The sequence below is a fragment of the Saccharothrix longispora genome (assembly GCF_030852425.1).
GTDB lineage: Bacteria > Actinomycetota > Actinomycetes > Mycobacteriales > Pseudonocardiaceae > Actinosynnema > Actinosynnema longispora.
In genome coordinates, this window is record NZ_NSDM01000010.1 from 194,080 (window position 1) to 219,037 (window position 24,958).

General features: G+C 75.3%; 13 protein-coding genes. 6 read left to right on the top strand and 7 right to left on the bottom strand.

Going from position 1 to position 24,958, the window contains the following annotated elements; all coding sequences use genetic code 11:
* Positions 1-24: 24 nt before the first annotated feature.
* The 3 genes from CKY47_RS23225 to CKY47_RS23235 are packed head-to-tail and all read right to left on the bottom strand — an operon-like array spanning position 25 to position 14,101.
* Complete coding sequence (locus tag CKY47_RS23225; RefSeq protein WP_306748111.1) at positions 25-1,002, bottom strand: 3-oxoacyl-ACP synthase; 978 nt, start codon at positions 1,000-1,002, stop codon at positions 25-27.
* A complete protein-coding gene (locus CKY47_RS23230; protein ID WP_306748112.1) occupies positions 999-6,419 on the bottom strand; it encodes a condensation domain-containing protein in 5,421 nt (1,806 codons plus the stop codon). The genes CKY47_RS23225 and CKY47_RS23230 overlap by 4 nt, the downstream gene beginning before the upstream one ends.
* Positions 6,420-6,433: 14 nt before the next feature.
* Entirely contained in the window at positions 6,434-14,101 is a 7,668-nt protein-coding gene (locus CKY47_RS23235; RefSeq protein ID WP_306748113.1) for a non-ribosomal peptide synthetase, read from the bottom strand.
* 220 nt (positions 14,102-14,321) lie between these two features.
* On the opposite strand from CKY47_RS23235, the gene CKY47_RS23240 reads away from it, so the two are divergent.
* Genes CKY47_RS23240 through CKY47_RS23255 form a run of 4 tightly spaced genes read left to right on the top strand, consistent with a single transcriptional unit; the run spans position 14,322 to position 17,589 of the window.
* Positions 14,322-14,597: an acyl carrier protein gene (locus CKY47_RS23240; RefSeq protein ID WP_371320722.1), complete on the top strand. Its 276-nt coding sequence runs from the start codon at positions 14,322-14,324 to the stop codon at positions 14,595-14,597.
* A 6-nt stretch (positions 14,598-14,603) separates the two neighbouring features.
* A complete protein-coding gene (locus tag CKY47_RS23245) occupies positions 14,604-15,686 on the top strand; it encodes an acyl-CoA dehydrogenase family protein (RefSeq protein ID WP_306748114.1) in 1,083 nt (360 codons plus the stop codon).
* 26 nt (positions 15,687-15,712) lie between these two features.
* On the top strand, positions 15,713-16,750 hold the full coding sequence (locus tag CKY47_RS23250; RefSeq protein WP_306748115.1) for an HAD-IIIC family phosphatase: 1,038 nt from the start codon (positions 15,713-15,715) through the stop codon (positions 16,748-16,750).
* On the top strand, positions 16,747-17,589 hold the full coding sequence (locus tag CKY47_RS23255; RefSeq protein WP_306748116.1) for a 3-hydroxyacyl-CoA dehydrogenase family protein: 843 nt from the start codon (positions 16,747-16,749) through the stop codon (positions 17,587-17,589). Before CKY47_RS23250 ends, CKY47_RS23255 begins: the two co-directional genes overlap by 4 nt.
* A 317-nt stretch (positions 17,590-17,906) precedes the next feature.
* On the opposite strand, the gene CKY47_RS23260 is transcribed toward CKY47_RS23255, so the two are convergent.
* Entirely contained in the window at positions 17,907-18,842 is a 936-nt protein-coding gene (locus CKY47_RS23260; RefSeq protein WP_306748117.1) for an AfsR/SARP family transcriptional regulator, read from the bottom strand.
* A 641-nt stretch (positions 18,843-19,483) separates the two neighbouring features.
* Between CKY47_RS23260 and CKY47_RS23265 the strand changes: the two genes are divergently transcribed.
* Together CKY47_RS23265 and CKY47_RS23270 are read left to right on the top strand one after the other, a co-directional pair.
* Entirely contained in the window at positions 19,484-20,047 is a 564-nt protein-coding gene (locus CKY47_RS23265) for a hypothetical protein (protein WP_306748118.1), read from the top strand.
* Positions 20,040-20,720: a DUF6239 family natural product biosynthesis protein gene (locus CKY47_RS23270; RefSeq protein ID WP_306748119.1), complete on the top strand. Its 681-nt coding sequence runs from the start codon at positions 20,040-20,042 to the stop codon at positions 20,718-20,720. Before CKY47_RS23265 ends, CKY47_RS23270 begins: the two co-directional genes overlap by 8 nt.
* Positions 20,721-20,790: 70 nt before the next feature.
* Here CKY47_RS23270 and CKY47_RS23275 read toward each other — a convergent pair whose 3' ends face one another.
* The 3 genes from CKY47_RS23275 to CKY47_RS23285 all read right to left on the bottom strand — a co-directional run bounded on the left by CKY47_RS23275 (position 20,791) and on the right by CKY47_RS23285 (position 24,714).
* Positions 20,791-21,003, bottom strand: a complete 213-nt coding sequence (locus tag CKY47_RS23275) for a hypothetical protein (protein ID WP_306748120.1) — start codon at positions 21,001-21,003, stop codon at positions 20,791-20,793.
* 20 nt (positions 21,004-21,023) lie between these two features.
* Positions 21,024-23,198: a molybdopterin-dependent oxidoreductase gene (locus tag CKY47_RS23280; RefSeq protein ID WP_306748121.1), complete on the bottom strand. Its 2,175-nt coding sequence runs from the start codon at positions 23,196-23,198 to the stop codon at positions 21,024-21,026.
* A gap of 85 nt (positions 23,199-23,283) precedes the next feature.
* Entirely contained in the window at positions 23,284-24,714 is a 1,431-nt protein-coding gene (locus tag CKY47_RS23285) for an NAD(P)/FAD-dependent oxidoreductase (protein ID WP_306748123.1), read from the bottom strand.
* Positions 24,715-24,958: the final 244 nt, after the last annotated feature.

A 24,958-nucleotide genomic window follows, 5' to 3' on the forward strand; every position in this document is an offset into this window, starting at 1 on the left:
ACCGGCCGTCCCGGCGGGCCGGCGCTACAACAGGTGCGTCCCGCCGTCGCCGTCGGTCTCCACCAGCACCGCGCTCCACGCCGCGGCGGGGCTGGCGTCGAGCAGCACCACCCGGCTGCCCGGCGGCACGGTGGCGCCGTGCAGGTTGTGGAAGGTGTCGTTCGGCCCCAGGTGGCCGTAGCGCGCGAGGTTGGCCGCGCAGGCGGGGTGCAGCGGGACGCCGAGCACCTCGGCGTAGTTGCGGTGCGAGGGCAGTGAGAGGTTCTGCGCCAGGTAGCACGTCACGTCCGCCGCGGTGAGGCCGTTGCGGGCCAGGAGGCGGGCGGTCAGGTCGCGCAGCCGGTTGCGGGTCTCGACGGCCAGGCGGAAGGAGTACGCCACCGGGTCGGAGCACTCCTCGCGCCACTCGGCGAACGGGCGGTCGCGGTAGGGGACCCGGAACAGGTCCGCGTAGTCGCCGTTCGTCTCCAGCAGCACGTCCCGCACGCGCACCCCGCCGGTCCGGGTGAGCACCAGCGCCCCGCCGCTGTCGCCGTTCAGGGTCACCGGGTGGCGGTAGCGGCGCGGGGTGGCGGGCGTGCTGCCGTGCGCGACGAGCACGGTCCGCACGGCGTGGTCGCGCAGCAGGCCCGCCGCGGTCAGCAGGGCGGGGGCCAGCGACGCGCAGCCCAGGCCGCCGACGGAGAACGCCACCGCCCGCCGCGCGCCCAGGGCCGCCTGGAGCCGGGTCGCGTCCGAGCTGACCAGCGTTTCCGGGGCCCGCGACTCCACGGTGATCAGCACGTCGACCTCGGTCTCGGACACCGCGGCGGCGGCCAGGGCGCGACGTGCCGCCGCGGCGGCCAGGTCGGTGGCGCTCGCCGTCCCGGCCACCGCCACGCTCCCGATGCCCAGCGCCGAGCACGCCGCCCGCTCCGCGTCGTCCAGCTCAGCCCACTCGGGCAGCAGCTCCACCGGCACCGGGTCGCCGAGGTGCCACCCCGAGCCCGCGAGGGCGATCACGCCAGCTCGCCGTAGACCGCGGCGATCCCGTCGGCCAGCGCCTCGACCTCGGACTGCCCGAAGTCGGCCAGGCTGTTGACGTCCACCCGCACCTCGCCCGCCCGCTCCGACACGGCGACGATCAGCGGGAACCAGGACGTCATGGCCTTCTTCAGGTGCACCGCCAGGTCCCAGCGCGTCCGCAGCAGCCCGACCCCGGTGTCGAACGCCGCCACGTCGCCGGGCACGTGCACCAGCAGCGCCCTCGGCTCCGGCAGGGCGCGCAGCGCCGCGGGCCCGGGGCCGTGCGGCGACAGGTGCCGCAGCACGCCGTACCCGACGCCGTCGTGCGGCACGGACCGGGCGCGGTCCACCACGAGCGGCAACGTCGCGTGCGCGCTGTCGGCCACCGGCAGCGACACCGGGTGCAGGCTGGTGAACCACCCGATCGACGGTCCCCGCCCGGCACGCCGGTACACGTTCGGCGTCGCCTCGCCCTCCACCGCCAGGAAGGCGCCGTCCGCGCCGCTCCACCGGGCCAGCCCCAGCGCCGTCGCGCACAAGGCGACCTCCCGCCCGGACGCCGGCGCGACCGGGACCGGTCCCGCCGAACGGCTCGCCAGTCCCTCCCCACCGGAACCCGCGGGCAACCCGAAGGAGGAGCCCTCGCGCAGCACGGCGGTCCAGTACGCCAACTCCGCCGCCGCCTCGTCGGACGCCGCCAGGTCGTGCAGGTGCCACGCCCACTCGCGCCACCCCGCCGGCGCGGGCGCGGGTGTCGCGGCACGCCCGGCCGCCGCCTCGGCGATCAGCGCGTCGAGGTCGTCCAGCAGGACCACGGTGGACATGTTGTCGAACACGAAGTGGTGCACCAGCAGCACCAGCAGCCCGCCGCGCCGGTGCCCGCGCTCGTAGTACCGCGCCCGCGCCAGCGGCCCGCGCTCCAGGTCGAGGTCGTCCTTGAGCGCCCGGCAGTCGGCCTCGACGACCTCGCGCTCGTCGCCCGGCGGGAGGAACACCACGTCGAACGGCACCTCCGCGTCCGCGGCGCACTCGGCCCGCGTGCCCACGGCGTTGCGCCGGAACCGGTAGCGCAGCGGTTCGTGCCGCGCGGCCAGGTGGCGCACGGCGGTGCGGACCGCGTCGGCGGTCACGTCGGTCGAGGTCAGCTCCACCACGTGCACCTCGACGAAGTCCCCGCGCCGGTCGGGGACGTGCTCCAGGAAGCTGCGCATGATCGGGGTCAGCGGGATCGGCCGCGCGTCCGGCGCGACCGTTTCCGGCCCGATCGCCTCGGGTGCCGCCGGGCGGGGGATCGGTGCGCCGTCGACCACGGCCGCCGCCGCCAGCCCGCCCACGGTGGGGTGCTGCAACAACTGCTGCGGCGTGATGTGCACGCCCGCCTTCGCGGCCCGCGCCGCCACCCGCACGCCCAGCACGGAGTCGCCGCCCAGGGCGAAGAAGTTGTCGTCCGGGGACACCGAGTCCGCGCCGAGCAGGTCCGCGCAGATCCCGGTCAGCACCTCCACGGCCCGGGGTGAACCGCTGCCGTTCACGCGCACCTCCACGTCGTCCGGTTCCGGCGCACCACCGGGTCCTCCGCCACCGGGTCCCCCGCCGTCGGGCGTCACGACGGTGAGGTCGCCCAGCCGCACGTCGGGGTCGGCGGCGACCCGCGCCACCACGGCGGGCAGCCACGTCGCCAGCCGCCGCGCGGTCGTCGGGTCGTACAGCGCCGCGGCGTGCTCCAGGTAGCCGCTCATCGGTCCCGCGCCCTGGTCCACCACGCCGATGGTCAGGTCGAACTTCGCGGTCCCGGGCGCGATGCCCGCGATCGCCCCGTCGAGGTAGCGCGTGCACGGCAGCCCGGCCAGCTCGGCGGTCGCCTGCGGCACGTTCTGGTACGTGTAGACCACGTCGAACAGCGGGTGCCGCCCCGGCTCGCGGTGCTCCAGCACCTCGGCGACGACCTTCTCCAGCGGCACCTCCTCGTGGTCGAGCACGTCGGCGACGGTGCGCGCGCAGCGCCGGACGAGGTCGGTGAACCGCAGGTCGCCGCGCACGGCGGTGCGGAACGGCAGCACGTTGTTGAAGTAGCCGATCAGGTCGTGCGAGGCCGGGTCGACGCGCCCGGACGTGGCCACGCCCACCACCACGTCGGTGAGCCGCCCCCAGCGGTGCAGGAGGGCGTCGACCACCGCGAGCATGGTGACGAACGTGGTGACGCCCAGCCGGCGGCCCAGCGCCCGGATCGCCTCGGCGTCGGGTTCCGCGACCTCGAACTCCACCATCCCGCCGCCGGCGGTGCGCACGGCCGGCCGGGGTCGGTCGAGCGGCAGTTCCGGCGACCGCAGGCCCGCCAGCTCCGACCGCCAGAACCGCAGCCCCTCGTCCAGCCCGCCTTCGGCGGAGCGGCGGCGCTGCCGCGCGGCGAAGTCGGCGTACTGCGCGGGCAGCTCCGGCAGCTCCGGCGGGCGCCCCTCCAGCGCCGCCCGGTACAGCTCGGTGAAGTCGCGGAAGAACACGGTGGGGGACCAGCCGTCGAAGACGATGTGGTGGTAGTTCCACAGCAGCACGTGGTCCTCGTCGGCCAGGCGCAGCACGGCGGTCCGCACCAGCGGCCCCGCCGCCAGGTCGAACGGCCGCCGTGCCTCCTCGTCGACGATCCGCCGGGCCTCGCGGTGCCGTTCGGCCTCCGGCAGCGTGCGCAGGTCGCGCACGACGACCTCCGGTTCCCCCTCCCGGACGTACGCCCGGGGCACGCCGTCGTCGTCGGCCGCGATGCGGGTGCGCAGCACCTCGTGCCTGTCCTGCACGCCGCGGATCGCCGCGAGCAGCGCGGTCAGGTCGAGCGGACCGGTCAGGCGCAGGTCGTGCGGGATGTTGTAGAGCGGCGTCCCGGGGTCGAGCCGGTCGAGGTACCACAGCTGCTCCTGCCCGAACGACACCGGCAGGGCGCCGCCGCGCGGCACCGGCGCGAGCACGTCGGGCGCGGACGTCTCCTCGCCGGCCCCCTGCAGCTCGGCCACCCGGCCGGCCAGGGCGCGCACGGTCGGGTGGGCGTACAGGTCGGCGAACGTCAGCCGCACGTCGAAGTCCCGCTCCAGCGCGCGCAGCACGCTGATCCCGGCGATGGACGTGCCGCCGAGGGCGAAGTAGTCCGAGTCCGGCGTCAGGCCCTCCTCGCCCAGGACCTCCTGCCAGACCTGCGCCACCCGGTCCTCGGGCGCGTCGCCGGGAGCGGGGCGCGGGCGGCCCGGCACCGGCCGCAACCGGGTGTCCCCGGTGGACCGACCGGGTTCCGCGACCTCGTCGAGCGGGCGGCACCAGCAGCGCACCGGCTCGAACGGGTAGGTCGGCGCCTCCACGCGCGGGACGTCGGCCCCGGCGTAGTGCGCGTCCCAGTCGAGGCGGGCGCCGAGCCGGTACAGCGCGCCGAGCTGCCGCAGCACGCCGCGCCGCCCGGGCACCGCGAACAGCTCCACGCACGGCAGGTCCGGGCGCAGGCGGCGGACCTCGCGGGTGAGCACCCCGTTGCCGCCCAGGTCCACCAGCACCGCGCCGTCGCCCGCGAACCGCTCCGCCACCCGGGCCAGCCGGGTGCGGTCCAGCTCGGCGCTCAGTTCCCCGGACTCCTCGGCGGCGTCCTCGACGGACAGCTCGCCGCGGGCCACGCGCACGGCGAGGTTCCCGGGACCCGAGCCCACCAGGTGCGCGTCCCGCACGCCCAGCGACCGGGCCAGCGCCAGCAGCGCGGTCTGCGCCACGACGAGCCGGGCGGCGGGCCGCTCCGGCAGCACCACGTCCGCCAGGGCGGGGAACGCCTCGGCCAGCCCCGCCCACGTCGCGTCGTCGGGCACGCCGTCTCCGGACAGCAGCACCACGACGGGCCGGTCGTCGGGCACCGCCTCGTCGGGCGGCACGGCCGACCGCAGCGCCTCGACCAGTTCCTCCGCGCCCCCCACCGCGAACGCGCCGCGGAACGGGTGGTCGTCGCGGCCCCGGTTCATCGCGTGCGCGACGGTCCGCAGGTCGTGGCCGGTGCGCTCGGCGAAGTCGGCCAGCCGGTCGAGGTAGGCCCGGAACGCGGCGGCGGACTTCGCCGACACGGTCACCAGCTCGACGCCCGGACCGGAGACGCCCGGACCGGGGCCGGCCGGCCTGCGCGGGGGAGGCTGCTCCAGCACCGCGTGCACGTTGGTGCCGGTCATGCCCAGGGCGCTCACCCCGGCCCGGCGCGGTACGCCGTCGCGCTCGGGCCACGGCCGGTGGGCGGGGTTGACGTGCACCGGCCCGGACAGGTCGAGCAGCGGGTTGGGCGACTCGAAGTGCGCCGTGGGGTACAGCTCGGCGCGCTCCACGGACAGCAGCGCCTTGAGCAGTCCGGCCATCCCGGCCGCGCCGTCGAGGTGGCCGAGGTTGCCCTTGACCGAACCGATGGCGCAGCCCGGCGCGGCGACCCCGGCCCCGGCGAACGCCCGGCGCAGCGCGTCCACCTCGATCACGTCGCCCAAGGGCGTCGCGGAGCCGTGGCACTCGACGTAGGCCACGGTGGCGGGGTCGACGTCCGCGTCCCGCCACGCCTGCCGCACCACCTCGGTCTGGGCGGCCTGGCTGGGCGCGCTCAGCCCGACCATCCGGTGGCCGTTGTGGTTGACCGCGATCCCCTTGAGCACCGCCCGCACCGGGTCCCCGGCCTCGACCGCGTCGCGCAGCCGGCGCAGCAGCACCACCGCGCCGCCCTCGCCCGCCACCGCGCCGGTCGCGCGCTCGTCGAACGGGCGGCACCGGCCGTCCGACGACTCCACACCCCGCACGGGCGTGTGCGCCTGCTCGGCGAACAGCACCGGCCGCACGCTGACCCCGCCCGCCAGCGCCAGGTCCGCGGTCCCCTTGCGCAGCACGTCCACCGCGCCCGCCAGCGCGGTCAGGCTGCTGCTGCACGCGGTGTCCACGACGTAGGCGGGCCCGGTGAGGTCGAGGTGGTAGGAGATCCGGGCGGCCGACGACGCGGACAGCGCGCCGAGCGTCTGGTGCGGGTCCTCGCCCCGGTACAGGGTCTCGTAGTCGGACTGGGAGTGGCCGAGCACGACCGCGGTGCGCGACCCGCGCAGCGACCCCGGCGCCAGGCAGGCGTTCTCGACCGCCTCGTGGGCGAGCTGGAGCAGCAGCCGCTGGTGCGGGTCCATCATCTCGGCCTCGCGCAGCGGGATGCCGAAGAACCGGTGGTCGAACAGGTCGACCCGGTCGAGGTGCGCCATGCGGAGGTAGCGGGTCCCGGCGCTGCCGCCGGTGTGCCGCACCCGCGTCGGCGACGGCGGTCCGACCAGGTCGACGCCCCCGGCCAGCAACCCCGCCAGCCCGTCCAGCCCGACCGCGCCGTCGGGGCCGGGCAGCAGCGCGGCGACCCCGATGATCGCGATGTCCTCGTCCCGCACTGCGGCCTCCCTCGTCACAGCTGGTAGTCCCGCGCCCCGGCGTCCTCGGCGGCGGTGTGCCCGAGCGCCGCCGCGAGCCCGCCGACCGTCGGGTGGTCGAACAGCGCCCTGGGCGCCACCGAGTGCCCGAAGACCTGCGCGAGCCGGGCGGCGACCCGGATGGCGAGCACGGAGTCGCCGCCCAGCGCGAAGAAGTCGTCCGCGCGCCCGACCCGGTCCACCGCCAGCACGTCGGCCAGCACCTCCGCCACCGCCCGCTCGCCCGGTGTGGCCGGCGGCGCGAACTCCGCCGGGGCCGCCCGGACGGGGGCGGGTTGGACGGGCGCGGGCGGGACGGGGGCGTCGTCGACCGGCGGGTCCGCCGTGCCCGGCAGGTCCACCGGGTCCACCACACCCGCCAGGCCCACCAGCAGCGCCGCGAACTCGTCGGCCAGGCCGACGGCGGTGCCCGGGTCGAACAGGTCGGGGTCGTAGCCGAGCCGGACCGACAGCGGCTCGGCGTCGCGCACCACCAGGTGCAGCGGGTAGTTGGTGTTCTCCACCGCCTCGACCTCGACCCGCGCGACGTCGTGGTCCAGCGGGTAGTTCTCCACCACCACGACGCTGTCGAACAGCCGCGTCCCGGCGGGCAGCCCGGCCCACCGCCGCACGTCGGTCAGCGCGGAGTGCTCGGCCGGGCGGCCGGCGGCCTGTGCGCGGGCCAGCCAGCCGGGCACGTCCGCGGTGTCGACGCGCAGCCGCACCGGCACGGTGTTGATCATCATGCCGATGACGGTGTCCGCGCCGGGCAGGTCCGGGGTCCGCCCGGACACCACCAGGCCGAAGCACACGTCGCGCGTGCCGCCGTGCCGGGCCAGCAGCAGCGCCCACGCGCCCTGCACGACCGTGCCCAGCGTGAGCCGGTTGCGCCGGGCGAACGCCCGCACGCGCGCGGACGCGTCCGCGGGCAGCGCGACGTCGCACGCGGCGGACGAGCACGACAGGTGCGCGCCGTCCGGCGGCCGGTCGAAGGGCAGCGCGGTCGCCCCGCGGAACCCGGCGAGCGCGGCCCGCCAGTGCTCCTCGGCCGGGGCCCGCTCCAGCACGCGGGCCACGTGGTCGCGGAACGGCCGCCGCGCCCGCGGCGCGCCCAACACCTCCGCGAGCACCTGGAACGCGCTCCAACCGTCGAGCAGCACGTGGTGGAACGTCCACAGCACGCGGACCTCGCGCTCCCCGGTGCGCACGAGGGCCACCCGGCTCAGCGACTCCGCCGCCGGGTCGAGCCCGGTCGCCCGGTCGCGCGCCAGCAGGCGCCGCCACCGCTCCTCGTCGGCCGCGCCGCGCCAGTCGTGGTGGGTGATCGGCACGTCGACGGACCGGCGCACGACCTGCACCGGCTCGCGCAACCCCTCCCACACCAGGGTGGTGCGCAGGGCCGGGACCGCGTCGACCACCCGCCGCCACGCCCGTTCCAGGTCGGCCGGGTCGGTGTCGCGCACGGTCAGGTGCAGCTGCTCCACGTACGCGCCGGGCCGGGACAGGGAGTGGAACAGCATCCCGCCCTGCGCCGGGGTCAGCGGGTACACGTCCTCGACCGGGTGCCCGTCGCCCGCGATCCGGTCCAGCTCCGCCTGGTCCAGGCGCGCCAGCGGGAAGTCCGACGGCGTGGCGCCGCCCGCGCCGGGGCCGGCGCAGTGCGCGGCGATCTCCCGCAGCGCGCCCACCACCTCCTCGGCGAGCCGCGCCACCACCGGCGTGGCGTGCGCGTCCGGCGCGTGCACCCAGTCGAACTCCAGCCCGCCGTCGGCGGTGACGGCGGCCGTGACGTCCAGGCGCGGCGCGGTCGTCGGCGGCTTGGCCAACCGGATGCCGCCGCGGACCCGCGCGAACGCGGTGTCGAAGCGGCCCAGGTAGTTCACCCGCGCCAGCGGCCGGTGGGTGGCGGGGTGCGTCGTGGTCAGCCACCGCAGCGCCCCGTGGGCCAGGCCGTGGCGGTGGGCGACGCGCAGCTGCTCCTTGACGGCCTTCACCACGGCGCCCCACCCGTCCGCCCCGGTCAGGTCGGCGGTGAACGGGAACAGGGTGGTGAACCAGCCGACCGTGCGGGACAGGTCCATCCCGGCGAACAGCTCCTCCCGGCCGTGCCCCTCCAGCTCCAGCGGCACGCGATCCAGCCCGCTCCACCGCGACAGCACCCGCCCCACCGCGGCCACCACCACGTCCTCGGCCCCGGCGCGGTAGGCGGCCGACGCGCCGCGCAGCAGCGCCGCCGTGTCCGGCGCGGGCAGCCGGGCGGTCACCACGTGCTCGGGCAGCTCCGGCCCGTCCTCGCCCGCGTCGGCGGTGACGGCCCGCGCCCAGTGCGCCAGGTGGTCGGCGAAACCGCCGGCCTCGGCGTGCTCGCGCAACCGCAGCGCCCACTGGCGGAACGACGTGGTCTTCGCGCCCAGGTCGACCGCGCGACCGGCCTTGGCCTGCTCGTAGCCGGTGTCCAGGTCCTCCAGCAGCACCCGCCACGACACGCCGTCCACGACCAGGTGGTGCGCCAGCAGCACCAGCCCGGTGGCCGTCAGGACGGCCCGGAACAGCGGTCCTCCGGCCAGTGGCGTCCGCAGGCCGGCCACGCACCGCTCGGCCGGTTCGGTGCTGGTGGTGAAGACCTCGCGGGGGTCCTCTTCGGGCACGTGCTGCCGCCACTGCCCGTCGACCCGCTCGAACCGGGCGCGCAGCACGTCGTGGTGCGCGGGCAGGGCCTCGACCGCGGCGCGCAGGGCGGCGACGTCCACGTCCGGGTCGAGGTCGACCACCACCCACTGGGCGAAGTGCCCGGGCGCGGCGGACGTGGTCAGGAACCACCGCTGGACCGGGGTGGGCGGGACCGGTCCGGTGGCCGGCTCGCGCGAGGCGGGGGAGTCCTGCCCCGGGGAGTCGTGACCGGTGGTGGCGTGCGCGGCGACCCCGGCGAGCGTCTGGTGCAGGAACACGTCGCGCGGCGTCACCCGCACGCCCAGCTCGCGCGCCCGGGACACGACCTGGATGCTGAGGATGGAGTCGCCGCCGAGGGCGAAGAAGTTGTCGTCCGCGCCCACCCGCTCGACGCCCAGCACCTCCGCCCACACCCGCGCGAGCACCTCCTCGTGCGGCCCGGTCGGCGGCACGTGCGCCCGGGTGGACCGCGGGCGCGGCGGCGGCAGGGCGCGGCGGTCGACCTTGCCGCTGACCGCGAGCGGCAGCGCCGCCAGGAGCACGAACGCGCCGGGCACGAGGTGGGCCGGCAGGGTCGAGGACAGGAAGGCGCGCAGCTCGTCGGCGGTGGCGCCCGCGACGACGTAGGCGACGAGCTGCTTGTGGCCGGGCACGTGCTCGTGCGGCACGACGACGGCCTCGGTGACGGCCGGGTGGCGGCGCAGCGCCGCCTCGACCTCGCCCGGTTCCACCCGGAAGCCGCGGATCTTGACCTGGTCGTCGGAGCGGCCCAGGAACTCCAGCACCCCGTCGGCGGTCCAGCGCGCCAGGTCGCCGGTGCGGTACAGCCGGGTGCCCCGCCCGAACGGGTCGGGCACGAACCGCCGCGCCGTCAACCCGGGGTGGCCGAGGTAGCCGCGCGCCAGGCCCGTGCCGCCGATGTGCAGCTGTCCGGGCGTGCCGACCGGCACCGGGGCGAGGTCGTCGTCCAGCACGTAGCACCGGGTGCCGGTGATCGGCCGGCCGATCGGCAGCGGCGCGTCCGGGGGGACCGATGGCGGCACGACGTGCGCGGCGGCGAACGTGGTGCCCTCGGTGGGGCCGTAGCCGTTCACGATCCGCAGGTCCGGCACGTGCCGCCGCACGGCGGCGCAGTGCTCGGGCGAGATCACGTCGCCGCCGCAGCCGAGCTGGCGCAGGCCGGTGAACGCGCCGGGGTCGGCGGCGGCGATCTCGTGGAACAGGCCCGCGGTCAGCCACAGCACGGTGACGCCGTGCTCGGCGGTGAACCCGCGCAGGTCGTCGGGCGAGAGCAGGGTCCGCGAGCACACCGCCAGCCGCGCGCCGGACAGCAGCGCCGCCCAGATCTCGAACGTGGAGGCGTCGAACGACAGCGTGGAGCACTGCGCCACCACGTCGTCCGGGCCGATCGGGAACGGGTCGCCCTCGGCGAGGCGGGCGACCGACCGGTGCTCGACCAGCACGCCCTTGGGGCGGCCGGTGGAGCCGGAGGTGAACATGACGTACGCGGCGGTGCGCGGCGCGACCACGACCGGCGGGGCGTGCGCCGGGCCGGGGGCGGCGGTGGTCGGGTCGGCGGTGGCGGTCCCGGCCGGCAGCCGGTCGCGCAGGTCGGCGGGCACGAGCACCAGGGACGTCCCGGAGTCGGCGATCATGTCGGCCAGTCGGGACGGCGGGTAGCCGGGGTCCAGCGGCACGAACGCCGCGCCGGCCTTGAGGACGCCCAGCAGCGCGACGACGGCGGGCAGGCCGCGCGGCGCGCACAGGCCGACCCGGTCCTCCGGCCGCACGCCCCGGGCCAGCAGGTCGTGGGCCAGCCGGTTCGCCGCGGCGTCCAGCTCGCGGTAGGTCAGGGACGCGCCGTCGCAGGTGACCGCGACCGCGTCCGGCCGCCGCGCGACGCGCTCGGCGAACCGGCCGGTCACCGTGCGGTCCGGGCTCGGCGCGCCGGGGGGCCAGTCGTGCAGCACGCGCCGCCGCTCGTCCGCGGCGAGCAGCGGCAGCCGGGACAGCGGCCGGTGCGGGTCGGCGGCGACACCCGCCAGCAGCACCAGGAGGTGGTCGACGTGCCGGGCGGTCGTGGCCTCGTCGAACAGGTCGGTGCGGTACTCCGCGGCCAGGTGCAGGCCGTCGTCGTCGCGGGTGAACTCCAGCGCCAGGTCGAACACCGCGGAGCGGCGCGGCGGGTCGAACGCCGACACCTCCAGGCCGGCCATGGCCGGGGAGCCGGACGGGGTGTTGTGCAGCGCCACGACGACCTGCACGAGCGGCGAGCGCCCGGCGTCGCGCTCGGGCTGGAGCAGTTCCACGAGGCGGTGGAACGGGACCTCGTCGTGGTCGAGCGCGTCCCGCACCGTCGCCCTGACCTCGTCGAGGAAGTCGACGAAGGTCCGCGCGGGGTCGACCCGCGAGCGGAGCACGACGGTGTTGACGAAGAACCCGACGAGACCGGCCAGGTCGGGGTGGTCCCGGCCGGAGGTGACCGTGCCGACGGCGACGTCGCGCTGCCCGGTCGTGCGGGCCAGGAACGCCTGGGTCACCGCGACGAGGGTGGTGAACAGCGTCGCGCCCCGGGAGCGGCCCAGGTCGGCCAGCGCCGCCGCCGCGGCGGGCGGCACGGTGCGGTGGTGCGTCGCGCCCGCCGTGGTGCGCACCGCCGGGCGCGGCCGGTCGGTGGGCAGGTCCAGCACCGCCATCCCGACCAGCCGCCGCTCCCAGTGCGCGAGCTGGGCGTCCAGCACCGCGCCGGTCAACCGGGCGCGCTGCCGGGCGGCGAAGTCGGTGTAGCGCAGTGGCAGCGGCGGGAGGTCGGGCGCCGCGCCGCGGACGGAGGCGCTGTAGCACCGGCCCAGCTCCTCGGCCAGCACACCCGTCGACCAGCCGTCGGTGACGATGTGGTGCACGCACAGCACGAGCAGGTGCTCGTCCTCCGCGACCGCGACCAGCGCGGCCCGCAGCAGCGGCCCGGCGCGCAGGTCGAACGGCCGGTCCACGAAGTCGGCGAGCCCGGCCTCGTCCACCTGCTCCGGCTCGACCGGGTGGGGCGGCCCGACGACCTGCGTGCCGCGACCGTCGACGGTGTGGAAGGTGGTGCGCAGCTGCTCGTGCCGGGCGACCAGCGCGCTCAGCGCGGCGCCCAGCGCGTGCCGGTCGAGCCGGCCGCGCAGCCGGAAGCCCGACGTGGTGGTGTACTCCGCGCCGCCGGGCGCGAACTCGTCCAGGAACCACAGGCGTTCCTGGGCGAACGACAGCGGCGCGGCGGCGGCGCGGGGCGCCTCCGGCGCGCCGGGGCCGGCGTGGGTCCCGGACAGGTGCGCGGCCAGCGCCTCGACCGTGCCGAGCGCGAACACCCGCCGCGCGGACAGGTCGCCGCCCAGCCCGGCCGCGACCCGCATGGCCAGGACGGAGTCGCCGCCCAGCGCCACGAAGTCGTCCAGCACCCCGACGCGCTCCACGCCCAGCACGTCCCGCCACACGGCGGCGACCCGCTCCTCGTCCGGTGTCCGCGGCGCGACCACCGGCCCGGCGGGGCGCGGTCCGGGCAGCGCGCGCCGGTCGACCTTGCCGTTGGCGGTGAGGGGCAGCGCCTCCAGCGGCACCACCGCCGACGGCACCGCCTGGGCGGGCAGGAGGTCCGCGACGAACGACCGCAGCGCCCCGGGCGGGCAGTCCGCCACCACGTAGGCGACGAGCCCCGTGCCGCGCGGGACCACGGCCGCGGCGGTCACGTCCGGGTGCCGCAGCAGGGTGGTCTCGACCTCGCGCGGGTCGACGCGCACGCCGCGCACCTTGACGTGCCCGCCGACCCGGCCGAGGTGGTCGAGCAGGCCGTCCGGGCGGCGGCGCACCAGGTCGCCGGTGCGGTACATCCGGCCGCCCGGCGGGCCGTGCGGGTCCGCGACGAACGACGCGGCGGTCAGCCCGGGCCGGCCGAGGTAGCCGCGGGCCACGCCGGGGCCGGCGAGGTACAGCTCGCCCTCGTCGGCCGGGCGCAGGTCGGCGTCCAGCACGTGCGCGCGGGCGCCGGCGACCGGGCGGCCGAGCACGGCGCGGTCGACGTCGGTCACCGGGCACAGCAGGCTCTCGACCGCGACCTCGGTCGTGCCGTAGGCGTTGTGGGCCTCGACGCCCGCCGCGACGAGGCTCGCGCACAGGTCCGGGTCGACCGGCTCGCCGCCGGTGACCACCGTCCCGGGTCGGACGGGGCCGTCGAGCAGCCCGGCGCGCAGCAGTTCGCGCAACCGCGACGGGGTCTCGTCCACCACGTCGACCCCGGCGGCCACGAGGTGCGCGACCAGCGCCCGCGGGTCGGCGAGGGTGTCGTCGTCGACCACGTGCAGCTCGTGGCCGGCCAGCATCCACAGCAGCGGCAGCCACATCGCGTCGAAGCCGAGACCGGCGGTGTGCGCGACCTTGAGGCGGGTGGGCGAGGCGAACAGGCCGCGCGCGTGGTGGGCGTGCAGCGCGAGCAGGCCGCGGTGGGTGGCCAGCACGCCGTGGGGGCGGCCGGTGGAGCCGGAGGTGTGCAGCACGTAGGCGAGGTGGTCGGGCGTCACGCGGGGCGGGGGAGCGGGGTGCGGCGGGTGGTCGTCCTCGACGAGCACGACCCGTGCCGCCCGGGTGCGTGCCGGGGGGAGCCGGTGCGCGAGCCGCCGCCGGGTGAGCACGACCGCCGCGCCGGCGTCCGCGAGCAGTTCGGCCAGCCGGGCGTCGGGCAGGTCGGTGGTCAGCGGCAGGACCGCGCCGCCGGCGCGGAGGATCGCCAGGACGCCCGCCACCGCGTCCACGCCGCGTTCGAGGAACAGGCCCACCGGCTCCTCCGGGCGCACGCCCCGGGCCCGCAGGCCGCCGGCCACGAGGTCGACCCGCTCGGCCAGTTCGCGGAAGGTCGGCGCGTGCCGGCCGCAGACCACGGCGGTCAGGTCGGGGTCCGCGCGGACCCGCTCCGCGAAGAGGTCGTGGACGCTTCCCGCCACCACGTGCTCGACAGCCATGTGCGATTCCGCCAGTCGACTCCGGTATTGCAGATGAATGCGCCCGCCGGGGCGTCGACGTTTCCAGCGGTGCCCGTCGGGGGCAACCGCCGATCGGCCGCACCACCGCACCCGAGTGAACCTGAGAATTATTCGGGTCGGCTTGCGAATTGCCGAAGTGTCCTCCTTCGGCGCCGCCGCACCGTGTTACGTTGCTCGGGACTTCACCTGGGGAGGTCACGTGGCCAGCGGCTTCGGCACGACCGGCGATCCGGAGGCGATCGTCGGGCGCCTGCGCGCCTTCTTCGCCTCGGTGCTCCCGGAAATCGACCTGGAGCCCGATCAGGACTATTTCGCGCTCGGTCTCGTGAACTCGCTCCTCGCGCTCGAACTGGTCACCCACGTGGAAAAGGAGTTCGGCATCGAGGTGGACGTCGAGGACCTCGACCTGGACAACTTCCGGACCATGGACCGAATTGCCGCGTTCGTGCGCGGCAAGCTCGCCGCGGCGCGGTGAGCCGGGATGCCGTCGGCCGCCGGGGCGTTCGCGGAGTCGGTGCGCGCCGACGCGGCCGGGTGGGACCGGCACGGAGGCGTGCCCGACGAGGTGGTGCGGGCGGTGGCGGGAGCCGGGTTCCTGGCGCCCGACGTGCCCGCCCGCTACGGCGGCCGGGACTGGTCGCCGACCGAGGTGGGGCGGTTGTGCGAGGACTTCGGCGGGGTGTGCAGCGCGCTGCGCGCCCTGGTCACGGTGCAGGGCATGGTGGCCGCCGCGGTGCTGCGCTGGGGCGACGCCCGCCAGCGCGCCCGCTGGCTGCCCGCCCTGACCTCCGGTGAGCGGCTGGCCGGCTTCGCCGCGACCGAGGCGGGCGCGGGCAGCGACCTGGCGGCGGTGGGGACCACCCTCGACGCGGGCAGGCTGCGCGGCGGCAAGAGGTGGGTCACCTTCGGCGGCCTGGCCGACGTGTTCCTGGTCCTGGCCTCGCGGGACGGCCTGCCGGTGACCGCGCTCGTGGACGCGCGGCAGCCGGGCGTGTCGGTGGAGCCGGTGACCGGGCAGCTGGGGATGCGCGCGGCGCGGATCGCCCACGTGCGCTTCGACGACGTGCCGGTGGCCGACGTGCTCGCGCCGCCGGGGTTCGGGCTCACGCACGTGGTCGGCACCGCGCTGGACCACGGGCGCTTCACCGTGGCCTGGGGCTGCGCCGGGATGGCGCGTGCCTGCCTGGACCACACCGTCGAGCACGTCGCGTCCAGGGCGCAGGGCGGCACGCCGCTGTCGTCGCACCAGGCCGTGCGCGCGGTGCTCGGCCGCTGCCTGGTGGAGGTCCGCGCGGCCCACCGGTTGTGCGCCCACGCCGCGGCGCTGCGCGAACAGGGCGACCCGGCGGCGCTGGCCGAGACCCTGCTGGCCAAGTACGCCGCCGCGCGGGCCGCCTCGGTCGTCGCCGAGCACTCCGTGCGGCTGCACGGCGCGGCCGGTGTCGACGCGGACAGCACCGTCGGCCGGTTCCACCGCGACGCGGCGGTCATGCGGATCATCGAAGGAGCCGACGAAGTGGCCGAGCAGCACCTCGGCGGGTACGCCCTGCGGGGCCGGCCGTGACGGGGCCCGCCGTTCCCGGGTCCGCCGTGCCGGGGCCCGTGGTCAAGTGCCTGGTCTGGGACCTGGACGACACGCTGTGGGACGGCGTCGTGCTCGAAGGCGACCGCCCCGTGCCCCGCCCGGAGGCGGTGGCGGCGCTCGGGGTCCTGGACGAGCGCGGCGTCCTGCACGCGGTGGCCAGTCGGGGCGACCACGCCGCGGCGCTCGCGCACCTCGCCGAACACGGGCTGCACCGGATGTTCTGCGCGCTGGAGGTCGGGTGGGGCCCGAAGTCCGAGGCCGTGCGCCGGATCGCCGCCGAGCTGAACATCGGGCTGGACACGATCGCGTTCACCGACAACGACGCCGTGGAGCTGGCCGAGGTCGCCGCGGCGCTGCCACAGGTCCGCTGCTACCCGGCCGAGCGGGTGGGGGAGCTGGCCGCGCTGCCGGAGTTCCGGCCCGGCCCGGTGACGCCGGAGTCGAGGCGGCGGCGCGAGGCGTACCTGACCGAACGGCGGCGCGCGGAGGCCGAGCGGGACTTCGGCGGGTCGTCGGCGCAGTTCCTGGCGTCGCTCGACCTGGAGCTGACCGTCCTGACCGCGACCGAGGCGGACCTGGAGCGCGCGCGGGAGCTGACCGTGCGCACGCACCAGCTCAACACGACCGGGCTCACCTACGACGTGGCGGAGCTGCGGGCGCTGTGCGCGTCACCGGGGCACGACGTGCTCGTGGCGCGACTGCGGGACCGCTTCGGCGACTACGGGGCCGTCGGGCTGGCCGTGGTGGCGCACGTCGGCGGGGACGCGGTGCTGGAGCTGCTGCTGATGTCGTGCCGGGTGATGTCGCGCGGGGTGGGTTCGGTGCTGCTGGGCGACATCGTGCGGGACGCGCTGGAGCGGGGGCGGCGACCGGTGGCGCGGTTCCGGCGCACACCGGTCAACCAGGTGATGCTGGTGACGTTGCGGTTCGCCGGGTTCGAGCCGGTGGAGCGGGACGGCGACCGGCTGGTGCTGGCCCGGCCGTCCCCGGAGCCGCCCGCGCCGCCCGCGTACGTGCGGCTCGTCGACGGGAGGCGGCGGTGAGGGTGGGCGTGGTGGGCGCCGGGGTCATGGGCGCGGGGGTGGCGCAGTGCTTCGCGGCGTCCGGGCACGACGTGGTCGTGGTCGACCCGGACCCGGCGGCGCTGGCCGCCGGACCGGGCCGGGTGCGCGCCGGCGTGCGGCTGCGGGCGCTGGCGGGCGGCGTGCGCGTCGACCCCGCCGCGGTGTCGTCACGGCTGCGCTGGACGGCCGAGCTCGACGAGGTGGCGGGGTGCGGGTTCGTCGTGGAGTGCGCGCCGGAGCGCGTCGCGGTGAAGGAACGGCTGTTCGCCGAGCTGGACGGCCTGTGCGCGCCGGACGCCGTGCTGGCGTCGTGCACGTCGGCGATCCCGGTCGCCGTGCTGGCGGCGGCGACTGCCCACCCGGACCGGGTCCTGGTCACCCACTTCATGAACCCCGCGCCGGTCAAGGAGGCCGTCGAGGTGGTCCGCGGCCCGCGGACCTCGGACGCGGTGCTCGCGCGCGTGGTCGAGGTGCTGTCGTCGCTGGGCAAGACGGCGATCGTGGTGTCCGACGCGCCGGGGTTCGTGACCAACCGGGTGCTGATGCTGGCCGTCAACGAGGCGGTGAAGGTGGTGGCGGAGGGGACCGCGCCGGCGGCCACCGTGGACCGGGTCTTCGAGCAGTGCTTCGCCCACGCCACCGGCCCGCTCCGCACCGCCGACCTGATCGGCCTGGACACCGTCCGGGACACCCTGCTGGTGCTGCGCGACCTGCTGTCCGACCCGGCCTTCACGCCGTGCCCGCTGCTCACCGAGATGGTCGAGTCGGGGCGGTTGGGCGCGAAGTCGGGGCAGGGCTTCCACACCTGGCGGGCCTGAGGAGCGGGCGCTCCGGTCCTGTGTGGACGACCCGTGCCGGAGCGCGTCCGGCACCGCCCGCCCGCACCGGACAACCGACCGTCCGACCATTCCCACGCTGGACCTCGGTGTGACCCCATGGTAGGATTGCTCATCCAAACTCCCCCGGTCGGTGCGGCGATCGATCACTGATCGCAGGGTCCGGCCAGTTCGTCCCCGTCGTGGTGGGCACCCCGTCCGCCCACCTGTCGACGAGCCCGGTGGAGAGCACCGGGACGGGTCTCGTCCGGCGGGCAGACGGGTTCGGGTCCCGGGCAGCGCTGGTCGACCGGTCGCGGTCACCGTAGGTGACAGGACAGGGATCTCCCCTTGACCCGTCGCCCCGGCCAGCACCACCAGCAATTGCAGGTCCGCGGTCTCGCGCGCGCCCTGCGTGGCATGCGCCGCATGGCCGGCACGATGGGTGGCGGCTCCTCCGGCGCCGGTGCGGCCGCGCTGATGAGCAACCTCTCCGCCCCGGTCGGTGGCAGGTCGAGCCGCGGCTCGCGGTTCAGGATCGACGCTTCGAGTTCCTGCACGCGCGTCCCCGGCTCGATGCCGAGTTCGCCCATCAGGACGGCCCGCGCCCGCCGGCACACCTTGAGCGCCTCGGCCTGTCGTCCCGAGCGGTACAGGGCGAGCATGAGGAATTCGTACAGCCGCTCCCGCAGCGGGTGCTCCTCGACGAGGACGGTCAGCTCGCCGATGACCTCCTCGTGCCTGCCGAGGGCGAGGTCGAGCTGGATGCGCTCCGTGACGGCGGTCAGCCGGGTGTGCTCGAGCTGGTCGGCGAAGCGCCGGACCAGCTCGCTGTGCAGGTCGGCGAGTGCCCTGCCGCGCCACAGGCTGAGCGCCGTGCGGAGCGCGGCGACCGCCGAGGAGGTGCGGGAGGCGCGCACGTGCGACCGCGCGGTTTCGACCAACGAGGTGAACTGCTCGACGTCGAGTTCGTGCGGGTCGACCTCGAGCTGGTAACCGGGTCTGCGGGTTTTGATGCGCATCGCCACCTTGGCGTCGAAGAAGATCTTGCGCAGCGCGGAGACGCAGATCTGGACCTGTGTTCTCGCCGTGGTCGGTGGCGTGGTGCTCCACACGGCGTCGATGAGTCGCTCGACCGGGACGACCCGGTTGGCGTTGAGCGCGAGCATGGCCAGCACGACGCGTTGCCGCGGGCCGCCGAGGTCGTATTCTCGTCCATTGCTTGTCAGGCCGACAGGGCCCAGCAGTCGCAGCACCAGTGATCCCCCAAGCGTCAGCGTTCGTTGACGCGCGACAGCGCGCACCTCAGGTGATGGCGCGCCGTTACTCCCCAGTAGTCGTCAGTTGCGCGCGGTGCGGCCAAACTGACGCTAACCCACGGGGGACCCCTGGCTCAATGTGAGGTTCCGAAGGGAAAATCTCTCGCGTGCAACCACATCCGCCTGTTGGGACCGGATGTGGGAACGAGCCGCGGAATATCGGACAAATACCTCGGAGGTTGCCGTCCGCCGATCGTGATCTCCATCCGCACAACGGGATCGAGCGCGGACAAGCGCACCGGAGAAAAAATCGCCGTTATGTTATCGAGTGCGCCCGGCGGTCCCGCTCGCGGACCCGGAACCGGTGCCGGGCACGGCGGGCGCGGGGACAGCACACCCGAAGGTGCAGGTGGCGGACGCCGCGGGGAGCATGGGATAACAGTGTTCGGCGCGGACCGGTGCTCGTCCTCGGCTGGGCGCGGCTCGCGCCGACGGCCGACGGACGACGTGCACGACCACCGCTCACGGCCGATCGGTGGCGACGGCTCGACCCGTCGAGCCGTCAGATCGGGGCCTCGGACCGCGGCATGGTCCGAGGAGCGTTCCGCGACCACCTCCTGCGACAAGGAATCGACGAGATGACGGCATCTGTTGGCACGGATCGTCTACTGGGGCCGGGTGGACTGCTCAACACCCGCTACCACAAACCGGCGTTGATGGTGTATATGGTCATCGTGCTGGGCCACTGGGCCGAGCACCTCACCCAGGCTTTCCAGATCTACGCGTTGGGCTGGCCGCGACCGGAGGCCGGTGGCGTGCTCGGGCTGGCCTTCCCCGTGCTGGTCACCTCGGAGTGGCTGCACTACGCCTACGCCATCGTGATGATGGTGGCGTTCGTGATCCTGCGCCACGGTTTCACCGGCCGGTCGAGGACGTGGTGGAACGCCGCCATGTGGATCCAGGTGTGGCACCACTTCGAGCACCTGCTGCTCCTGGTCCAGGCGCTGACCGCGGCGAACCTGATGGGCGCCAAGGTGCCGACGAGCATCGCGCAGCTGGCGTTCCCGAGGGTGGAGCTGCACTTGTTCTACAACGCCGTCGTGTTCCTGCCCATGGTGGTGGCCATGGTCCTGCACATGCGGCCGCGACCGGCCGAACGGGCGCTCATGCGGTGCAGTTGCGCGGTGGGGGCCAGTGCCTGACGCACCCGCGCGGGTCGTGCCCGCCGCCCTGCTCGCACAGGGCGGCGGGCACGACCACGTGCTGTCCGTCGGGGTGAGCATCGGTCCGCTGCTGCTGCGGGTGGCCCTGCTCGCGGCGGTGTCGTTCGTCGTGGGGTTCGGGCTGGCGCGCGGATTCCTGGCGGAGCCGGACCGGCGGTCGGTGGCCGCGGTGGTCGCGTGCGCGGGTGGCGCGGCCGTCATGGTGCTCCTGCTCTCCGGCGGCCTGAACATGTCGGAACGGCTGGTCCCGCTGCTGGTCCTGCTGCTCGTCGCCCCCCTCTACCTGGTCCTCTCGCGGGACCCGCGGTTCGCGCCCGCCGTCGGCCGGGTGCGGCGGTTCGCCCCGTGGGTGTTCTGGCCGGTCGCGCTCCTCGCGGCGGACCAGTTCGCGCGCGCCTGGCTGTCCGGGACGGGGCCGGAGCGCACCGCGACCCTGCTGCACACCGGTTCGGCGTTCGCGCTCGTCGCGATGAGCTGGTTCGCGGTGTCCCGCCCCCACCGCACCGCGGGCGCGGTGGGGGCGCGGATCGGCGCCGCCGCCCTGTCGATGGTGCTCATCTGGGGCGCGGCCCAGACGATGCTGCTGCACAGCGCGGGGCCGGCGGAGGCGACCGGCCAGGCCGGCGTCGGGTTCACCGCGCCGGCGCGGTGAGGCGGAAGGCCGGAGAGGCGCGGGCGGGACGATCGGCTCGTCCCGCCCGCGCCTCGCGGCACCCGTGCTGTCACGCGGCCTCGGCCGGCTCCCGCGCCCGGCGTGCCCGCTCGTCGGCGGCGATGGCGGCCAGGACGTCGGCCCAGACGATCCCCGGCGCGAGGTTCTCGGCCTGGAACGACCGCGAGGAGGCCGCGGTGCCGGTCTCGTCGTCCTGGCGGGCGCTCGCCCCGCGGCGCCGGGGCAGTCCGTCGTACAGGGCCATGGCTGTCGTTTCTCCCATCCGTCCCCGGTGCGGGTTCGCTAGTCCTCGTGCGGGCCGACGGTCACCGGCACGCCGTTGAACACCGCGTTGCCGGACGGGACGTCGATCACCAGTTCGTCGGTGAGCGCGTTGGCGTTCACCCCGGGGTTCCGGGCCGCGACCCGCTGCGCGCTGTCCTCGTGGCCCCAGCCGTGGGGGAGGCTGACGACACCGGGCATGATCGCGTCGTTCGGCTCGACGGCGACGACCACCTCGCCCGCGGCGGAGCGCACGACCGCCCGCTCGCCCAGCCCGAGCCTCGTGACGTCGGCCGGGTTGACGTGCAGGGTGCACCGGTTGCTGCCGCCGACGAGCGAGGCGACGTTGTGCAGCCAGCTGTTGTTGGACCGCAGCTGCCGCCGTCCGATCAGCACGACGTCCGGGGTCGGGGCGGCGAGCCGGGCGCGCAGCCGGTCGAAGTCCGCGACGATCGGCGCGGGGGTCAGCTCGACCCTGCCGGACGGCGTGCGCAGCAGCTCCTTCAGCCGCGGTTCGAGCGGGCCCAGGTCGATGCCGTGCGGCTCCTCCTTCAACCGCGCCAGGGAGAGGCCGTAGGGGCCGAACTTCAGCAGCGTGTCCAGGACCTGCTCCGGGCCGTCGTCGCCCTCGATCGTGGCGCGCAGCGCCGCGACGTCCATGCCCTCGACCGGTGAGCCGGGCATCTGCGTGGCCCCGGTCAGCAGCTGGCCGATGAACATCTCGTCGACGCCCGACGGATCGGCGGCCGCACCCGCGCCCGCCGCGATCAGCGTCAGCCGGGCCAGGATCTCCGCTTCGGACCGCTGGTCCTCGTCGAGCGGCAGGGCCGGCGGGGAGTAGCGGGTGTAGTTCCGCACCATCACGATCTGCATCAGGAAGTCGTAGTGCGGTGACTGGAGGATGCGCGGCGGCGGCAGGATGACGGTGGCGTGCCGGGTGGTCTCGTTCAGGTACGGGTCGACGCAGACCATGAAGTCCAGCTGGTCGAACGCCCGGCCGAGCCGGGGCCCGTTGGGCGCCGCCACCACCTGGTTGGCCCCGATGTTGATCAGCGCCCGCACCTGGCCGTCGCCCGGGGTCTCGATCTCGTCGGCCAGCGTGGCCGTCGGCAGCTCCCCGAGCACCTCGGGGAAGCCCTTGACCCGGCTGTGCCAGCGGCCCCACTCGAACGGCTGACCCGTGCGGAACACCTCGAGCGCGGCGGTCCTGGTGAACATGGTCCCGCCGGGTCGGTCCAGGTTCCCGGTCAGCACGTTGATCACGTCGACGAGCCACTGGGTGATCGTCCCGAACTCCACGACGGACCCGCCCATGCGCGAGTACACCGCGGCCGTGCGCGCGGAGGCCAGCTCGCGGGCCAGCCGCGCGACGTCCCCGGCGGGCACGCCGGAGACCCGCTCGGCGACCGCCGGGGGGAACTCCGCCACCAGCTCGCGGAGTTCGTCGAGCCCGTCGACGTCGTGGGTGACCGAGGTCAGCCCCTCCTCGAACAGCGTGTGGACGATGCCGAGCAGCAGGAAGGGGTCGGTGCCGGGCCGGACGAAGAAGTGCTCGTCGGCGGCCTCGGCGGTGCGGGTGCGGCGCGGGTCGACCACGACCATCCTGCCGCCGCGCTCGCGCAGCGCCCGCAGGCGCGCGGGCATGTCGGGCGCGCAGAACAGCGAACCGTGCGACTCCACGGGGTTCGCGCCGATGACGAGCAGGTAGTCGGTCCGGTCGATGTCCGGCACGGCGATCGCGAACGGGTCGCCGTAGAGGTGCGCGCACGCGACGTGCTTGGGCATGTGGTCGATGGTGCCCGAGGAGTAGACGTTCTTCGACGCCAGCGACTGGATCAGCGGCACGCGGTACAGGAAGCCGGCCATCGTGTGGTAGGTCGGGTTGCCGAAGAAGACGGCGACCGCGTCCCGGCCGTGCCGCTCGACGACGTCGGCGAGCCCGCGCTCGACCGCTTCGAACGCCTCCTCCCAGGAGGCCTCCCGGAACCCGTCGCCCTCGCGGATCAGCGGGTGCCGCAAGCGGTCCGGGTCCTCGTCGAGGCGGCCGATGCTGGCGCCCTTCGGGCAGATGTAGCCGCGGGTGAAGGGGTCCTGGTCGTCACCGGTCACCCGCGTGACGCGGCCGGTGAGGTCGAGGTCGATCTTCAGGCCGCAGACGGAGTCGCAGATGGGACAGGTGCGGTGCGCGGTGGTCATCGGCCCTCCGGTGGTGGGGTCGTCCGCCCGGTCCCGGCGGTGAGCGTCACGCCGGGACCGGTGGCCGATGCGGGAGGTCGTCGGGTCATGCCGACTTGGCCAGCTCGGAGGGCTCGCCGAACGCGGGCTCGACGCCCTCGGGCACCTGGTACACGTACGGCTGCCGGCTCTCCTTGGACGGGCCGCGCAGCGACTTCCACAGCACGCGCAGGGCGAACCCCGGCCGCATCAGCGACTCCGGCTTCTCGACCAGGCCCGCCGTCTTGAAGTACGCGGCGGTGATCTTGCCGTCGTGGGTCGCGGCGATCTGCACCCGCCTCAGGTACCAGTTGGCCATGCGCACCTTGAAGGTGCGGTCGCCCTCGACGCCCGGCAGGCTCAGGTCGATGGTGTTGGTCATCTCCCACGCGGCGTCGACGGCGTCCGCGGCGAGGTCGCGGAAGTAGTCGAGCGGCACGGGCGCCACGCCGCTGTGCAGGTGCCTGCGCATGACCAGCGCGCACAGCGCGGCCACGCTCATGCCCTGGGCGTAGACGGGGTTGAAGCAGGTGACCGCGTCACCGGTGACCAGCAGGCCGTCGGGGAACCGGCGCAGGTCCTGGTAGTGCCTGCGCAGCGTCGTCGGGAACTTGAACGGCATCGCCTTGTCCACGGGGTCCGCGTAGCGCAGCGTCTCGTAGACGTCCTTGGCGGGCAACGACTTCAACCACTCCATGAGCCCGGCCCGGTCGGTGGGCGGGTGGTCGCCGAGGATGCCGTAGGTGGTCAGCTCGACCTTGCCGCCCTCCACCAGGAAGAAGACGTTGCCGCGCGGCGCGCCGGCGTGCGCGATCTGGTTGATGGCCACGTCGCCGTTGAACGGGTTGGCGCCGGGACGGAGCTTGAAGTGCTGCGTCACGTAGCCGAGGTCGATCTTCTTGCGCTCCTCGACCGGCTTCTCGTAGCCGAGCTGCTCCAGCCAGACGGGGGTCCGCGAACCGCGGCCGGTGGCGTCGACCACCAGGTCGCCCTCGATGACCTTGTCGACGTCCGCGTCGCGGGCCTGCACCCGGGCGCCGGTGACCCGGCTCTTGTCCGCGGTCGTGACGAGACCGAGGATGTCGTGCTCCTCCAGGAAGCTCACGTTGGGGATCTGCTGCACCCGCTCGCGGATGAAGTACTCGAACAGCGGCCGGACCACGCCGAGGGTGGTCAGCCCGGCGTGCTGCTGCTTGAGCCGGAACCCCCTGGCGTACCAGCGGCAGCTGCCGGACAGGTCGCCGGTGGGGACACCGTGGTCGATCATCTCCTGGGTGAGCCCCGGGAAGAGCTCCTCCATCACCTGCACCCCGCGGGCCAGCAACCCGTTGGCCTGGTGGCTCTGCGGGCAGAACCGCCGCACCCCCTTGACGCCGACGAGCTTGTCGCGGTCCACGATCAGCACCTCGTCGTAGGCGTCTGCGAGCACCCTGGCCGCAAACAGCCCGGCGATGCTGCCGCCCAGCACCACCGCGCGCGTACCGGCATCCTGGCCCACGCGGTCACCTCCTCGTATCCGTTTGATCATTGTGAAAGCGCTCGCGTCGGGTGGGGAATTCACGGGAAATGAACGCCGATCGCCGCGCCCACGCATTCACCCAGGGCGGTCCGCCCAGGTGGAAGCCTCACACGCCGCGTCCGCGCGGGGCATCTCCAGCCTTGCGGGACCCGTGCCGGGCAGCGCACGGGCGGATATGACGGGGGCGGTCCCCGGTGGGAGGGTCGTGCACGACATCCGTTGA